Here is a 15,141-nt window from a genome sequence, read left to right as displayed (position 1 = left end):
TAAAAAACATCGTATATGCCCCTATAGTGAACGATAGTGATGAGCTGCACATAAAGCAGAGATCCATCCAAGCGACCCAGCGCCACGAAGGGATCGAGATGGACCAGCAAGCCGCGATTTTCTCCGGACGTTCTGGAAACACTGGAATGAACCGCAGCGGGTGGAGCTGCAAGGCATCGACCGACTGTCGCCGGCATGGTCGGCGCGAGACGCTGGTCCACCTGCACGGTGTAGGCAACGGCGCTGGTTGGGTCATTCCGTGAGTGACTACCGGCATTAAGGCCTGTCCGCTGCTGGAAAAGACGCTGGCGCTTTCTCCGAACAGGTTCTGCCTCAGTTTCGAACCAACGGCAGCCTGACGTCGATTCCCAACTCGAGCCATATCCCACAGCACACTAACGAAAGGGCCACCATGAACCAGTGGATTGCCAACCGCGCCCCAGAGCCGCCCCACCCCTTCTCCCACACCCTGAGCAACGACCAGTGGGTGATCGTCAGCGGCATAGGTGGGCACGAGGCGGACGGAAGCATCTCCGACGAATTGGAAATCCAGGTGCGGACCGCGATCGGAACCATGGCCGCCCTGCTCGAGCAGGCCGGGAGCTCGATGTCGGAGGTGGTGTACTTCCGGCCGTACGTGTCAAAGCGCGAGTATGCCTTCGCCATGGACGAAGTCCTCCGCGAACTGTTGCCCAGTCCCAGGCCCGCCGCGGGAGCCTTGACCGTCGTCGGGCTGGTGTTTCCAGAGATGAAGATAGAGTTCGAAGCCTGGGCCCACCGCGGAGCAAAGATCAAGGAGCGCAGCTCTTAGGCTCGGGCACCCGGGCCAGCCGATTCGCGTTGCGACAGGTCTCCCGGCCGACACACAAGAAGTCACTGACGCTAAGAGTCGTTAAGCGCTCACGCACTGTGAAGATGCGGGACTGTCCGATAGACGGTGTGTGGGGTCCGGCGGTTTCATCAGTGGGAAGTTCCCTCGAACCGGCCGGCGAAGGTGATCGCGAACGCGTTGAGCGCAGGATTCCATCTCATCACCCAGCGTGCCCGGCCTCCGCCGGTAGGGTCAAGAGACCTGGTGACCAGGTAGAGGCATTTCAGTGCAGCGGCCTCGCTGGGGAAGTGCCCGCGCGCCCTCACTGCCCGCCGGTAGCGGGCATTGATCGACTCGATCGCGTTCGTCGTGCAGATCACCCACCGGATCTCCACGTCGTACTCCCGGAACGGCGCAAAGTCCGCCCAGGAGGATTCCCAGAGCTGCACGATGACGTAAGCGCCAAATACGCAAGCGCTCAGCATCCGACGAAGAGTAGGCGGGAGGTCCTGGGCCGTGTCGGGAGCCACCCTTCCTGCCGCTGAAGCAAAGAACCCCGTACCACACGCTGATGGTACGGGGTTGCATGCACACCTCCTGGTCGTCGTTACGGGCCGGATAGCGCAAACGCATGATGCCGTAGGACGTACCGCTTGGCTGTGTCCTACATCCCCAAGACCCGCCGACATACGGCACTACCTGACTACGTGCCGGTAGGCAGAGCCCTCCTCGTCGGGTCTAGATCTTCCGGTCCAGTTGCAGCGCTTTGAATGTTCCCCCCGAGGGGTCGGTGACTACGGCCCAGCGGCCAAAGGCGATCGGTTGGTCCTGGACGTTCACTCCGCCTCCGGCGGCAAGCGCGGTGTCGGCCGCCTTGGCCTGGTCTGCGACGACAAACCACATTAACCAGTGCGGGGGCAGCACTGCCTTCACGTCATCATGGATGGCGTTGATACCGCGCAGCGGGGCCCCTTCGGCGTCCCGAAAGACACTGAGTTCTTCCTCCACGTGTTCAAGAACGTTCTCCGGGAACAGTGACCGCTGGAAGCAGGTGGCGGCAGCCGAATCGTGGCTCATTACGTCCACCAGTGCCGGCCGTCCAATCGCAGCCGAAGGCAATGATGCTTTTTCCGGGGCCACGGACGCGATGCCGAACAGCGGCCCTTCCGGATCGCGCAGGACCACTGCGGCGTCATTCGAAATGGGAATGTTGACGTGTTCCTTCGCGACGGTGGCCCCAGCCGCCACCGCACGTTCGACTGTTTGTGAGATTTTCTCGGCGCCGAGATAAACCATCCACCCTGTCTCCTCTGGCTTGGCCTTGGGGTCGATACGCAAACTCGAGACGGGCAAGCCGTCAAGGCTGAATATCCCTTCCGTGCCGTCGACTTTCAGTTCCCATCCAAGGACTTCACGGTAGAAGTCCTCCAGTCCGTCGGCTGAGGTTGCGGTCAATTCCTGCCACACGCTAGTACCAGCGGTGTAGGTTTTCCGGCGGGTTTCGGCGGTCATACGGTTGTTCCTTTCGTCGGCCAAATTCGTTTCAAGCCTGCAGGTGGCTGGTGCCGGTGTTGACCGAGAACAGCTCGAAGGTGTCAGTCCTGGTGCGCGTGGTGAGAATGTCGCGGAAGTACCGCTGAAGGGGCGCGCCGTCGGCACTGTTCTGGCTGCCGGCGTTGTGCAGCATCAGATCTACGGCCTTCCAGACCAATTCCTCAACGACGAAGTACACCCCGTTTAGACGCATGGAGCGGGATTCATCAAACGCTTCCAGCCCGTCGACGGAACGGGCTGCGTACTCTTCGTAGAGGCGTGAGCTGTTGACCAGGACGGACTGTGCGGCGTCCACGTAGGAGATGGCCATCCCCAACACCCGCTGCCACTCTTCGTAGTCGGCGCGTACACCACCGTCCTTGATCCACGGGTGGCGCGTATTGCGGACAATCTTTTCAAATTCGTCAATAGCGGCGTAGCCGAGCCCCACGGACGTTGCGGCCACTTCGCCTTCGGCGAAACCGAAAAAGGTGCCGGCGAAAACCGAATTGTTGTGCAGCTTAGAGCCAACCGTGTCACCCGAGTTATTGGCCGTCCACGTCTCCGGAGAGATGCAGTAATCGGGCACAAAGGCCTTCTCGGCGTTGATGCTGTTGGAACCGGAACCGCGCATGCCGATAACCCGCCCCCAGTCGTCCTGAACGTCATACTCCTCGCGGCGCAGGATCATCCAGACGCGCTGTTCGGGATCCCCTTCCTGCTCGCCGGGGAGGTTGGCGGTGGCCATGAAGTGGGTGGAATACGGGGCTCCGGAGCAGTAGCGCCAGAATCCGCTCACTTCCCATCCGCCATTTACGCGCTCTACTGTGGTGTTTTTCCCGTTGCCGCTGGCCGGGCAGATCATGTAACCGTTGGCACCGAAGACCTCGCGTTGGGCGCGTTCTTCAAAGAAGGAACTCAAAGTCAGCGAGTGGCCCACTGACAACGACAGGCACCAAGCGGTGGAAGGGCACCCACGGGCCACTTCAGCGATGACCTGGTAAAAAGCCGAGACCCCGAGTTCAAGCCCGCCAAACATCTTTGGCTGCAGCATCCGGTAGAACCCGTGCTTGAGAAAATACTCGTGCACTTCCTGCGAGTACTGACCGTCGATTTCTGTCTGTGCCTGGGCTTCGCGCAACCGCGGGCGGATCTCCCGTGCCCGGGCCAGCAGGCGTTCAAGCTCGAATCTGATGCCCGGGTCTTTTTCCGTCGGGACCTGCAGGCTGAACGGCCCCGCCAGTCCTGGTTCCTGGATAGTTGCGGAGGCAGGTTTGGGGGCCGAAGCCACCGGAGCCTGAGTCGTCATGGATACTCTGGTCATGCTGTTGTCTCCCTCGTTACTGGAATGATTGGGTTTATAAGCGCTGGTTCAACCTTGGAAGACCGGGACGGCGGCAACAATGTTCCTTGCAACAAGAACCGCTCGCCAACTTGTGCAGCAGAAACAACCAAAGCCCGTTGCCGGCCCCGCTTCTAGTGCTGGTATTACACCCTTGAAAGGTGGGCCGGCACTTACACGGTCAGGATGCGACCGATTGATTGCCTGTGGTAGATCATCGGCGCTTGATCAGCCGTCCCGAGGTGGTGGACTGCAAAGATCACAATTGTATGGTCCCCGGCAGGAACTTCTTGATGCACTGAACACTCCATCCACGCTGCCGCACCACCGATGAGGAGCGCATTTCCTGCTGACGCATGTGTCTGCACCCCTTCAAAGCGGTCGCGGCGCCGGGACGAGAGCTGAAACGCCAATGCGGCCTGATCCTCGGCCAAAATCGAGATACCAATCCGCTCACTGACGCGCAACGCATTCCACGTGTTGTTGTCATTCTGCACGCAGATGGAGACCAGGGCAGGATCCCATGACACAGTCTGGAAAGACGATGCAGCGAATCCCGCGTCCTTGCCGTCCAATAACGCACAAACTCCAACAACGCCGGTCGGGAACTGCGCGAAGACCTGTTTTGTATTGGCATTCGACGCGTCCTCAAAGACCGGGCTTCCTTCAACTGCGGTTACTGACATGGCATGGCTCCTGCTCTGGTTCACATGTTCGGCTGGCTACTCCCAGTGTGGGCAACGGCACTTGTACGGTCGATGTGAGTTGCGACATCCATTGGCCCGACTGTTGTGCATGGGGCACACAACAGCTGCCGCAGACCAACGAATACCCGTTCGCCGGCGCGACCACTCACGTCTGGCCCAACGCATCGGGTACGAGACCGAGAACCGCACGTCTCTTGAGTGCAGGTACCGCAGGAACTTCCACGACGCGCGGGCGCTGTCCGGCGGGAACTAGGATCTTCCGGTCGGTCGGTTCCCCGATCGCAGCGAAGAAGGCATCTGGAAGCTGGGAGAGTGCGGACTCGAAGACACGGATGAACGGGGCAAAGTCGTAGCCGCCCTTATAGGTACCGGCGACCCGCTCCTTGTCTGAGTGGGACGTCACCAACGTTGCTTCCAGATCGATGACCAGCGGATCCGCGGCCGTCACCCGCGTTAACCGGCAAAACACCAACATTCTGGACTGTTAGCCGGGTAATGCTGGGACAACGCCTTCGCCAGACCCAGTTCTACCACCACCACAGCTTCGGAAGCCGCCTCGCTGCCCACACAAAACTCATGGAGTACATCGAGGCCTGGTAAAACCGTCAACGGCTCAACACTAGGGCCGGTAGCAACAAGCATCAGGAAGGTCGTGGGCGGAGGGGACGTGGAGCGCGGCGTCGCGTCCACGTCGGCCGTTGCCGCATAGTTCCCCTTCTCCCGGCGCCGGTTTCAGGCACCAGGACGAGCGCCTTCATCGGTCATGCCGTGTTCCTTTGCCAGTTTGGCACCGGGACGACTGCGGTGCCCGCCTTTGTGGCACAAAAAGCCCGGCAGGCCCCGCCGTCGTCGGCGCCATAGTCGTTCCAAATGCACGCCGGGACACATGGTCTGTTAGTGGTATGTGGTGGTTCAGCGTTGGCGGATGAAGTTCACATCGTCAGGGGAGAACAAACGACCCTTGGTCCATCCGTTGAGGTCGTATTGGTTCATGCACCCTTCTACGAGTGATCGGGCGTGGTCGAGCGTCCCGTCCTTCTGCGCCGACTCGTTAAGCTTCAAGTGGAGAAGTTCGGGCTGACCGAAGTAGTTGTGCTCGTAGAGTTCGTGGCGCGCCCCGAACTCAGAACCGATCGAATCCCAGAGCAGCTTCATGGTTTTGGAGCGGTCGAGTGCCGTCTTGCCGTTGGATCCGCGCAGGTAACGATCCAGGTAAGGCCGCATCTCGGGGGTGTCGAAGTCCACCGCGTTCGAATTCAGGTAGATCAGCCCTGAGGCGACGACCGTTTCGATGATCTCCCGAACGCGGCGATTCATGGAGGAAGCCATCGATGCGTACGCCCACCCGTAGCCTTTATTGGGAGTCAATGTTCCATTCCAGCCGGGCGTAGCGTCCTCGATCATGCCGTCCCGCAGAGCGTTTACGGCGTGGCGGTAACCGATAACTTCTCCGAGGCCCGCCTGGACGCCGCGGAACTGCCCGGCCCCGGTGATTTCCAGTGCCTTGCTGAGGGCGCCGACGAAAAAGTCCAGTTTCACACCAAACCGGGTTGCCGCTTGGAACACAGCTCGGGGCGACCAATCCGATTCGTTGTCAAACGCGGTCAGCTTTTCCGTGTCGTAGATCAGGACGTTTTCCCACGGAATCAGTGCCTGGTCGAATATGAGCACTGCATCGTTCTCATCAAGCCGGGAAGACAGCGGGTAATCGAAAGGGCTGGCAGTCCGCGCGGCCGTGGACTCATAGGAGGCGCGGGCAAACATCTTGATGCCCTTGCCATGGGTGGGGGCCAGGAAGGTAATGGCAAAAGCCTTGTCCTTCAGCGGTGCGCCGTTGTGGGAAACGTAGACGTACTGCGTGGTCGGTGACCCTGTGGCCACCACCTTGGCGCCGCTGACGATCACGCCCTTGTCGGTTTCTTTCTCCACATTGACATATACGTCCTTCACCTCTTCTGCGGCACGGGACCGGTCAACCGGCGGATGCACAATCGCGTGTCCCATATGCAGTACCCGCTCCTGGTTCTCCTTGTACCAGTAACGGGCGTTGTCGGCGAACTCGCCGAAGAACTCCGGGTTGGCACCAAGTCCCGTGATCAGCGCCGCCTTGTAATCAGGCGACCGCCCCATCCAGCCAAAGACCAACTCCTGCCACGTCCGGATAGCTTCCCTGCTAGCCCGCAGATCATCTTTACTGCGCGCAACCTTGAAGAACGGATGGGTCAGCCCGCCGCTGCCGGTATCCGTCGGCGCAGTAGTACGGTCCCGGGTGGCTGGGTCGTGCAGGGCGTCATAAAGGTCCGCGAGCGACCGGGCGGAATTGCGGAACGCCGGATGGGTGGTGACATCGTCCACCCGCTCGCCATAAATCCAGACCTCCCGCCCGTCGCGCAGGCTTTCCAAGAACTCGTCTCCGGTTTGCATGCGGCCGGCCGAGGTGGTTCCGGCTTGGTTATTCGTTGCGGTTTCGCTGACCGTGGTCATGAAATGTGTCCTTTCGTAAGGGTGCCGAACTGGCCGGCGTGGAAGGCGAGGGATGCACCGCCGGTATGGCTATGCTGTTGCACCTGTCCGATGAACAGGGTTTGGTCTCCGGCCAGGTGCCGGTCGACGACGCCGCAGGAGAGGTAGCCGATGGCTTCACCGACGAGGGCCATCCCGTCCTGCCACACGAATTGCGGCAAGGCCTTTGCGGGCTTGCCGGGAAAGTGCGATGCAACGTCGGGCTGGCCGTCGGCCAGCACTGCCGCGTGCCGGGAGCCGCGCTTCAAATGACCGTGAATCTTGGCATGGTCTCCGACTGAAACCAGCACGACCGTGGACTTTATAGTCAGGCTGGTAATGCAGCTCAATCCGGCAATGCAAGTGTTTCTCCTAAAAGCTTCCCTCAAACGGGTTACCGCTCTGGGTGACAAAAGGGTTATTAACTATTCGTCAAGGCCTAGGGCAGTCGTTTCGAAAAACAGGGCAATGTACGCCATTCCCGGCGTACGCGAAACTCCGACCTCGCCGGACCTCTACGCCGCAAGGCCGACGACCTGCATTTTCAGCCAGGTCCTCACCCACGTGACTGGACCTAGCATAAGCACCGGTAGTTGCATGGCGGTGTGTGCACAGTGCACATCACTTAGGCGGGCGGGTGTAGGCAGCGCACATTGTTTCAGGTCACATTTATCCGCAGGATAGGTAATCGGTTCACAGTTATTTTTGAACCAAAGAAGTACGTCGGCAAACAAATTGGGGTTTCAGTAGGAACACAGCGCACCCATTTCGCAAGGTCTATAAATGCGATATTAGGCGCTGTTACGCAACTAGCGGGAGATATGCATGGACCAGAGAATCATTGGGAATCCGGGCCTTATGGCTGTTGTCCAGCGGAACATGGACAGACGCAACTTTATGCGCATGCTGGGGATTGGGGGACTCGCTGCTGGAGGAGCCGTCGTTCTTGCCGGCTGCAGCAGTGACAGCGTTGCAGGTCAAGGCAGCGGCGCGGCCGGTGCCGATACCGCCGGAAGCACCCTCCGGTATGGGATACAGGGAGGCAGCTCGGCCAGCACATTGGAACCGCACCAGATTCAAGGCCAGTTCACCTCCAAGTTCGCTGACATTTTTTACGAGCAACTGACAGACTTCGATGAGAACGGCGACCTTCAGTACACGCTAGCGGAGAGCGTCACCCCGGAAGACTCCGGCCAGGTCTGGACTCTGAAACTCCGCGACGGGATAAGATTCCACAACGGAAAGACTCTGGATGCCGACGACGTCATCTTCTCGATCAACCGGGTACTGGATCCAAAGATCGGCGCTCTCGGTGCCGGGCAACTGTCCGTGATTAAGAAGATGTCCAAGGTGAATGATTCGACGGTTCAGTTTGATCTCACCTCCCCGTCGGGCGTCTTCGATATTCTCCTGGGCGACGGAGGAGGCAAGGGAATTGTGCCTGTCGACTTTGACTTGAACAGCCCCGTAGCGACCGGACCGTTTGTCTTGGACTCCTATCAGCCCGGAGTTGAGGCCAACCTCACCGCTTTTGAGGACTATCACGGCAGCCGGCCCTCTTACGCCGGCCTCCGCCTGCTAGCTCTACCGGACGATGACGCCAGGGTTAATGCCCTGGTTTCGGGTCAAGTCGATTTTATCGAAGCGCTTCCCAGTGCGCAGACGGCCCGGATTGAGTCCGAGCCGAACCTCGAGGTCCTCAACATCGACTCTGGCTCCTGGGACCTCATCTTTATGCGTACCGATACCGGCGTTACGGCGGACAACCGGGTTCGCCAGGCAATCCGACTCGCCTGCGACCGGGATCAGGTCGTCCAAGTTATCTACGGGGGGCATGCCAGGACCGCCCACGACCTCTACGGGGTTTCAGACCCGCACTTTGACACCTCACTTACCCGCACGCGGGATGTCGCCAAAGCCAAACAGCTCATTGCCGACGCGGGTGCCGAGGGCAAGAAGTTGGTCCTCTCTACCTATCCCCGGCTGGAATCGCTGTGCCAGATCGTGGCGCAGAATGCCAACGAAATCGGCTTGGATGCCAGCGTCAACGTTCTGGACGAAGCCACTTACTTCGCCGGCTACTTCGATCACCAGGTCGGTGTTGACTGGTACCCCCCCATGATGATTCTGACCACTGCGGCTATGTCTGACACGGCCGATGCCACCCTAAATCAGACCAAGTTTAAGCATAAGGAATACAACAACCTCTTCGATCAGGCGATAACGTCTCTGGATCCGAATAAGACAGAAGAGCTGGTCAAGAAAATGCAGCAGATTCTCTTTGATGAGGGCGGCTACCTCATTCCCGCCTTCCCTAATACCTTGGCTGCATATCGAAGCAATACCACTGGTTGGCCGGCCAAGGATATGAACGGTCGCGTCCTGACAGTCGAGAACGTAAAGTTCACGGCCTAGCCCACCCCACCCCACCAAGGAAAGCGGACTGGAGATGCCGATGGCCAATTTTCACTTCACCCTGATCGCAGGGCCTTCATGAACAGCGCACCTGCAGCGGGAGCGATCCCGACCGCTCCGAATCGGGCCGGCGGGCTCTGGTTTCGGCGCAACGGCTGGATCGTAAGGCGTCTGGGGTTGGCGGTCTTTTCGATGTTCGCTGTTTCCATGCTGATCTTCAGTGTCACAGTCGTGTTGCCCGGCGACGCCGCCAGCGCCGTGTTGGGCAACACCGCCACCCCGGAACGGATTGAGGCGCTGCGTGAACGCATGGGACTGGACCGGCCACCGTTGGAACAGTATCTAAGCTGGCTGGGCGGTTTTGTTCAAGGTGATTTGGGGACCTCCTTGGTCTCGGCAAAACCGGTGGCCGGCATATTGGCCCCGGCCATCGTTAACAGCGCCACACTGGTGCTCCTGACGGTAGTGATCGCCATTCCGCTGGCTGCCCTGTTCGGAATACTTGCCGCCGTCAAGCCGGGCAAAACCGTTGACGGGACAGTCAACATACTTTCCGTGGTCATCGCGGCGCTGCCCGAATTCGTCGTCGGCATCGTCCTGATCGTTGTCTTTGCGACCGGGCTCCAGCTACTGCCGGCTGTCTCGCTCATACCCATGGGGGTCAGCCCTCTGGCTATGCCGCAGGCACTCGTCTTACCGGTAGGGACACTCGTCATCGTCTCCCTGCCTTACCTCACCCGCCAGATCCGTGCTTCCTTGCTTGACGCCTTGGACTCCGAGTATGTCGTCATGGCGGAGTTGAAGGGCCTGCCGCGAAAAGTCGTCCTTATTCGGCATGCCCTGCGGAATGCTCTGGCGCCGGGGATCCAGGCGGCCGCGCTGTCCTTTGCCTGGCTACTGGCCGGAACCATTGTCGTCGAGTACCTGTTCCAGTTCCCCGGTATCGGGCTTGCCCTGAGCACAGCTGTCACGACCCGTGACGTCCCCGTACTCCAAGCTTCGATCATGCTGGTTGCAGCAGGCCACATCTTTGCAAACTTACTCAGCGACATCTTGACCGTTGCCGTTACTCCGAAATTGAGGACCAAATGAGCACAATGTCTTCCGTTCAGCAAAAGTCACCGGAGGACTCAGGCAAGGCTTCACAGCACATCTGGGGTCGCCTTATACGGGATCCCCGCTCGGGCCCAGGCCTCGCGATCGTAGCCTTGGTCGTCCTCGCCGCATTACTCGGTCCGGTCATCGCTCCGCACTCGATCACTGCCAACGTTGCTCCACCATTTACCCCGTCTGGCCCCGGCATGCCGCTTGGCACCGATTTCATGGGTCAGGATGTGCTTTCGCGCGTCCTCCACGGCGGGCGGACGGTCGTATGGATGTCGGTTGTGTCGGCCCTCCTCGGAGTCGTGGTCGGCGGCCTGGTCGGCATGCTAGCCGGATACTCCCGAGGCTGGCTGGACGAAGTGCTGATGCGCTGCGTCGACATCGGCATGGCAATTCCCACTCTGATATTTGTCCTGCTGTTCGTCTCCATGTTCGGACGTGACTACTGGATGCTGGTCCTCCTGATCGGGTTGTCCCATGCGGCACCCGTCTCGCGCGTGGTTCGTGGCGTATCCCTGGAGATTGCTGAGCGCGAATTCGTAGAGTTCGCCCAAGCTCTCGGGGCGTCCAAACTAAAAATCACGGTTACCCAGATCCTACCCAACGTCATGACGACCCTGATGGTGGAGCTCGGACTTCGCATAGTTTGGTCAGTGATCATCCTGGCCTCGCTGAGCTTGCTCGGCCACGGCGTAGCCGCCCCCGCTGCCGACTGGGGCCTGATGATCAACGAAAATCGTTCTGCCTTGACCTGGCAGCCCTGGGGTGTTCTAGTCCCCCTCGGCTTGATCTCCCTGTTCTCCGTAGGAGTGAACTTACTCACCGAAGGCATCGGTCGAATGGTCGGGCGACCCACAGGAGGAAAGTAATGAACCACGACAGCAACGCAGTTGTCCGCGTCAGGAATCTTCGGGTCACGCTGACCACCGGTCGTTGCATCGTCGACGACGTCAACTTCGATGTAGCGCGAGGCGAAATCCTCTGCATCGTCGGCCAAAGCGGGTCCGGAAAGACCACTGTCGGTACCGCCCTGCTCGGCTATACCCGCCGGGGTGCTTCAGTCGTCGCGGGAACAATCGAGGTGGACGGCTACCAAGTAAAGGGCAATGAAGGCGACGCCGGTTCTCGCCTGAGGGGGCGTTTGATCTCTTATGTGCCGCAGGATCCGAAAGCATCGTTGAACCCTGCGCTCCCGATCGGACTGCAGATAAGAGAAGTCCTGGACTACTGCACGGAAGGAAAATCCGACCGCGACAAAGAACATCTGGTCCGCACCGCCCTTGAGGACGTCGGACTACCGTCTGACTCACGCTTCATGGCCCGTTTTCCGCATCAGTTGTCAGGCGGGCAGTTGCAGCGAGTGGGCATCGCCGTCGCGATCGTCGCCCGGCCGCAGGTGGTGGTCTGGGATGAACCAACCACCGGGCTGGACGTCACCACCCAGTCTAAGATCCTGGAACTGGTCAAACGCCTGTGCTCCGAGCTGGGCATCTCATGTGTCTATGTGACCCACGACCTGGCAGTCGTTGCTGAGATCGCCGATCGGGCCCTGGTCATGAACGAAGGCAGGATCGTTGAAACCGCCCCGGTGGCTTCGCTCTTCCAGAAGCCACAGCACGAATACACACGCCGGCTGCTGGCGGCAGCACCCGACATTGACGTTGCCAATCCCGGCAGCCAAGATCCTCTGCCGGCACCAGAGGACGGCGGGGATGCCGTCCTGCGGGTACGCAATCTCGCCGCCGGCTATCACAAACTTACTGTCCTCTCCGATGTCAGCTTCGATGTCGATCCCGGCGAATGCCTGGCGATAGTCGGCGAATCAGGGTCAGGCAAGAGCACCTTGTCCCGGGCTCTGATCGGGCTGCACCCGGAACATACCGGCGAGGTTACCTGGCGGGGCAATGCACTTCCGCGCCATGCTCGGGCTCGCTCCCAAGGCGTGGTCAAAGACATCCAGTACGTATTCCAGAGCCCCTTCACAGCCTTGAACCCGAAGGTAACAGTCGGCAAGAGTCTGGAATTTGCCCACCGCCAAGCCTTGAAAGGCTCCCACAAGCAAGCTCGGGCCGCCTCCAGAGCCGCTTTGGAACGGGTGGGTTTGCCCGCCGACTACGCCTCGTTGTTGCCAAAACGGCTCTCCGGAGGTGAGCGTCAGAGGGTGGCCATCGCACGCGCCCTGATAACCGAACCGCAACTCATGATCTGTGACGAGATCACATCCGCCCTGGACGTGCTCGTACAGGAAGCTGTGATTCAGCTCCTCAAAGACCTCCGCGAACAGCGCCAACTGGCCCTGATATTCGTCACTCATAACCTTGCCCTCGTTCGCTCCTTCGCGGACAGAATTCTGGTCCTGGACCACGGCGTCGTGGTCGAAGTCGGTCAGACAGAGCAGGTACTGGGCAACCCGCAACATCCGTATACGCAGGAACTGGTTCGGAACACCCCCTCCATCACCACCGCACTCGACCAACGGCGCGACGCTACGGATGCCCAAGTCGCCGTACCGTAAGACGTTCCTTCTTCCCGGCACCCTAACAACGGCGCACTGTACGCGGTGAACTGACTTGGACTTGATGGGGTAACCGGGCGGAATGATCTAACAACATTCGGGGATAATCAGATGAATCCTGCAGTATCAGGACCGTAGGGCCGGGGGCGGGCTATCCCAATTGGAGTGACTACGTGGACAAGAACCAAGACCATCAGCCTTCGGAGCTAGTCCGCAACCTTGTGCAATCTGCCCGGATCGACGGGCTGCGTGGTATCACCGCGTCACTCAACAAGGCGCTTAATTGCGACGTGGGCCTATTTGATCTCAACGGCAGTGCTATTTCCGCCTTCCCTGCCCGGACGCTATGGGACTATTCAGCCGTCCTCAGAGCCAGCTTGGAATCGAACGCGGACCGTCGCGTTGTCGCACACCGCGTTTATGCCGATGATGAAGCAGTGGCGATCATTGCTGCGAACACAGCAGCAGACCCTGGCGGCTATTTGTCTATCGCAGTTGATTTGCTCACGTTGGAGATCGGTCGCTTGCGTGCAAGGCAAGAGGGGAAAAGGGAACTGGCGACACATGTAATCGACGATCTACTAAACGCACGAATATCGGAAGATGAGGGGCTTACCCGCCTCCTCAACGTCGGCTTTGACCCCCGTTCCCGCTACAGGGTCCTGCTTGGCACATCCCAAGCCCGGCGGGAGCGCTTGGTCTCGGTACCCTGGAACGTCCACACGCTCCTAACCGGACGAAACGAGCCGTTCCTCCGAGTCGTGGTAAACAATTGCATTCTCATGCTGGTTCCAGATGACCCCATGACCGAACAAGTTGCAGAAGTGCTGTTCAGTCATATGCAGTCCTCCGACCCGAATGCCAGCGTCGGTCTAAGCTCTGCATACACAGGGATAGTTGGACTGCGAGCCGGTTACTTCGAAGCTCTAGCTGCTACCCGGCAAGGCCTGGGCGTTCAGTCGGCGTCGAAAGTCGACCTTGCCGAAATGCTTCTCCTGACGAATTCGGCCCTGCCTCTTCATAAACTAGCTCTACGCACACTTGGTCCGTTGGTCGAATACGACGCGGAGTACAAGAGCGACCTGCTCCATACACTGCGCGCATACTTGGCGGCCGACCGCATGGCTAACCAAGCTGCCGAGCATCTCTTCATTCACCGGAACACCCTGCGGTACCGGCTCCGACAGATTGAGGAACTACTGGAGCAAGACATAGATTCGATACGAAACAGCATGAATCTCTGTTTAGCGCTTCAGGTCTTGGACACATTTGAGGCCGGCAGCAGCACATCGCCGTCGTAATTGAAACTCCTGCCGGAACTGCTCGTCACCAATGCCGCTTTCCTGTTTTCCGGAGAATGCATGCGGCTAATAGCAAACACCTGATGATAGGGATCTTCAAGCACTGCATAGCGCAGGAACGGCGAGTCGGCGGGGGCGACCAGGATGCGCGCCCCGGCTTCCAGGGCCCTCAGAGCTACGACATCTACGTCCTCCACATCGAAGTAGATCAGCCAAGTCGAATGCCATGTGTCGTTGAAGGAGCCGCCGAACTCTACGACTCCGTGGGCTTTGAACTGTCCGTCGATAAGGACCCCGGAATTGTAGGGGTCATTCGGAATGGCTGCATATTCAAGGTCAAAAGCCTGGGCAAGAGCGATCGCCGCCGCCGAGGTGTCTTTTGCAGCATAATCGCAGCTTGTCTCGCCCAGCGCGGGCAACAGATCGGCGGGATACTCGCCATCAGTTAGACCAAACCACGTTCCGGCAGGTTCTGCGCCGTAGTGCCGGACGGGGCGGTCCGGAGCATTACTGGCGGCTCCTCCCAGCTTCACCAAATGACCCTGCACTGCAGCGGCGTCGTCCACGTGGAAGATCGGCAGCCAGCCGCCTTGCGGTCCGTCGGAATCAGGGCGCCGCACGGATACCACGCAGCGCTCCGCTAAGACCTGGCGGATATCCCAGCGGACTTCCTTGTGGTGCTTCCTGTCGCCTAACAACCAACCGTAGAATCGAACAGACGCTTCGACGTCATCACTAACCAACTCAATACCGACAAATCGGCGTCGGGGGTTCTTTGCCACCATAGTCGGGGTCGCCTCTCATCTCCGGTTGGCCTTGAGCAGAGAACTCATCCGCCGGGCCTGTTGGCAGACCATTGAAATCGCTCCTACGGATATTCCGTGTTCGCATCCTTATGGCTAATACTAGTC

12 protein-coding genes and 3 pseudogenes are annotated in these 15,141 nt (G+C 59.5%); 7 read left to right on the top strand and 8 right to left on the bottom strand.

The genetic code is table 11. The annotated features are described in order from the left end of the window. Positions 1-412 precede the first annotated feature (412 nt). Entirely contained in the window at positions 413-811 is a 399-nt protein-coding gene (locus AC3A4M_RS11295) for a RidA family protein (protein ID WP_498735825.1), read from the top strand. Between the two features lie 149 nt (positions 812-960). Here AC3A4M_RS11295 and AC3A4M_RS11290 read toward each other — a convergent pair. The 7 genes and pseudogenes from AC3A4M_RS11290 to AC3A4M_RS11260 form a co-directional block, all read right to left on the bottom strand. After that, positions 961-1,263: pseudogene (locus AC3A4M_RS11290) on the bottom strand (transposase); the annotation flags it as partial. A 286-nt stretch (positions 1,264-1,549) separates the two neighbouring features. After that, positions 1,550-2,323 carry a VOC family protein gene (locus AC3A4M_RS11285; RefSeq protein WP_498735824.1) on the bottom strand — a complete coding sequence of 258 codons (774 nt, stop codon included), beginning with the start codon at positions 2,321-2,323 and terminating at the stop codon, positions 1,550-1,552. Between the two features lie 31 nt (positions 2,324-2,354). Further along, complete coding sequence (locus AC3A4M_RS11280; protein WP_498735823.1) at positions 2,355-3,668, bottom strand: acyl-CoA dehydrogenase family protein; 1,314 nt, start codon at positions 3,666-3,668, stop codon at positions 2,355-2,357. A 191-nt stretch (positions 3,669-3,859) separates the two neighbouring features. Further along, entirely contained in the window at positions 3,860-4,372 is a 513-nt protein-coding gene (locus AC3A4M_RS11275; RefSeq protein ID WP_498735822.1) for a flavin reductase family protein, read from the bottom strand. Positions 4,373-4,555: 183 nt separating this feature from the next. Then, positions 4,556-4,844 (bottom strand): annotated as a pseudogene (locus AC3A4M_RS11270) (IS1380 family transposase); the annotation flags it as partial. Positions 4,845-5,305: 461 nt separating this feature from the next. After that, positions 5,306-6,877: a 4-hydroxyphenylacetate 3-hydroxylase N-terminal domain-containing protein gene (locus AC3A4M_RS11265; RefSeq protein ID WP_498735821.1), complete on the bottom strand. Its 1,572-nt coding sequence runs from the start codon at positions 6,875-6,877 to the stop codon at positions 5,306-5,308. After that, a complete protein-coding gene (locus AC3A4M_RS11260; RefSeq protein WP_498735820.1) occupies positions 6,874-7,245 on the bottom strand; it encodes a flavin reductase in 372 nt (123 codons plus the stop codon). Before AC3A4M_RS11260 ends, AC3A4M_RS11265 begins: the two co-directional genes overlap by 4 nt. Before the next feature lie 475 nt (positions 7,246-7,720). Here AC3A4M_RS11260 and AC3A4M_RS11255 point away from each other — a divergent pair, with 475 nt between their 5' ends. The 6 genes and pseudogenes from AC3A4M_RS11255 (at position 7,721) to AC3A4M_RS11230 (ending at position 14,230) form a co-directional block, all read left to right on the top strand. Then, entirely contained in the window at positions 7,721-9,310 is a 1,590-nt protein-coding gene (locus tag AC3A4M_RS11255; RefSeq protein WP_498735819.1) for an ABC transporter substrate-binding protein, read from the top strand. A gap of 78 nt (positions 9,311-9,388) precedes the next feature. After that, positions 9,389-10,402, top strand: a complete 1,014-nt coding sequence (locus tag AC3A4M_RS11250; protein WP_498735818.1) for an ABC transporter permease — start codon at positions 9,389-9,391, stop codon at positions 10,400-10,402. Continuing rightward, positions 10,399-10,560: pseudogene (locus AC3A4M_RS11245) on the top strand (hypothetical protein); the annotation flags it as partial. The gene AC3A4M_RS11250 and the pseudogene AC3A4M_RS11245, both read left to right, overlap by 4 nt. Before the next feature lie 126 nt (positions 10,561-10,686). Further along, positions 10,687-11,283: an ABC transporter permease gene (locus AC3A4M_RS11240; protein WP_498735970.1), complete on the top strand. Its 597-nt coding sequence runs from the start codon at positions 10,687-10,689 to the stop codon at positions 11,281-11,283. After that, positions 11,283-12,929 carry an ABC transporter ATP-binding protein gene (locus tag AC3A4M_RS11235; RefSeq protein ID WP_498735817.1) on the top strand — a complete coding sequence of 549 codons (1,647 nt, stop codon included), beginning with the start codon at positions 11,283-11,285 and terminating at the stop codon, positions 12,927-12,929. The genes AC3A4M_RS11240 and AC3A4M_RS11235 overlap by 1 nt, the downstream gene beginning before the upstream one ends. Positions 12,930-13,102: 173 nt before the next feature. Then, positions 13,103-14,230 carry a PucR family transcriptional regulator gene (locus tag AC3A4M_RS11230; RefSeq protein WP_498735816.1) on the top strand — a complete coding sequence of 376 codons (1,128 nt, stop codon included), beginning with the start codon at positions 13,103-13,105 and terminating at the stop codon, positions 14,228-14,230. On the opposite strand, the gene AC3A4M_RS11225 is transcribed toward AC3A4M_RS11230, so the two are convergent. Further along, positions 14,182-15,015: a VOC family protein gene (locus AC3A4M_RS11225; protein WP_498735815.1), complete on the bottom strand. Its 834-nt coding sequence runs from the start codon at positions 15,013-15,015 to the stop codon at positions 14,182-14,184. The two genes, AC3A4M_RS11230 and AC3A4M_RS11225, sit on opposite strands and share 49 nt — an antisense overlap. Positions 15,016-15,141 lie beyond the last annotated feature (126 nt).

Source organism: Arthrobacter sp. Soil_C_60 (assembly GCF_057656375.1).
This window is presented reverse-complemented; position numbering and strand designations above follow the sequence as displayed.

Bases quoted from the DNA above. Each gene is read 5' to 3' on its own strand.
- AC3A4M_RS11295 (WP_498735825.1), top strand. From the start codon at position 413: ATGAACCAGTGGATTGCCAACCGCGCCCCAGAGCCGCCCCACCCCTTC.
- AC3A4M_RS11285 (WP_498735824.1), bottom strand. From the start codon at position 2,323: ATGACCGCCGAAACCCGCCGGAAAACCTACACCGCTGGTACTAGCGTG.
- AC3A4M_RS11280 (WP_498735823.1), bottom strand. From the start codon at position 3,668: ATGACCAGAGTATCCATGACGACTCAGGCTCCGGTGGCTTCGGCCCCC.
- AC3A4M_RS11275 (WP_498735822.1), bottom strand. From the start codon at position 4,372: ATGTCAGTAACCGCAGTTGAAGGAAGCCCGGTCTTTGAGGACGCGTCG.
- AC3A4M_RS11265 (WP_498735821.1), bottom strand. From the start codon at position 6,877: ATGACCACGGTCAGCGAAACCGCAACGAATAACCAAGCCGGAACCACC.
- AC3A4M_RS11255 (WP_498735819.1), top strand. From the start codon at position 7,721: ATGGACCAGAGAATCATTGGGAATCCGGGCCTTATGGCTGTTGTCCAG.
- AC3A4M_RS11250 (WP_498735818.1), top strand. From the start codon at position 9,389: ATGAACAGCGCACCTGCAGCGGGAGCGATCCCGACCGCTCCGAATCGG.
- AC3A4M_RS11240 (WP_498735970.1), top strand. From the start codon at position 10,687: ATGTCGGTTGTGTCGGCCCTCCTCGGAGTCGTGGTCGGCGGCCTGGTC.
- AC3A4M_RS11235 (WP_498735817.1), top strand. From the start codon at position 11,283: ATGAACCACGACAGCAACGCAGTTGTCCGCGTCAGGAATCTTCGGGTC.
- AC3A4M_RS11225 (WP_498735815.1), bottom strand. From the start codon at position 15,015: ATGGTGGCAAAGAACCCCCGACGCCGATTTGTCGGTATTGAGTTGGTT.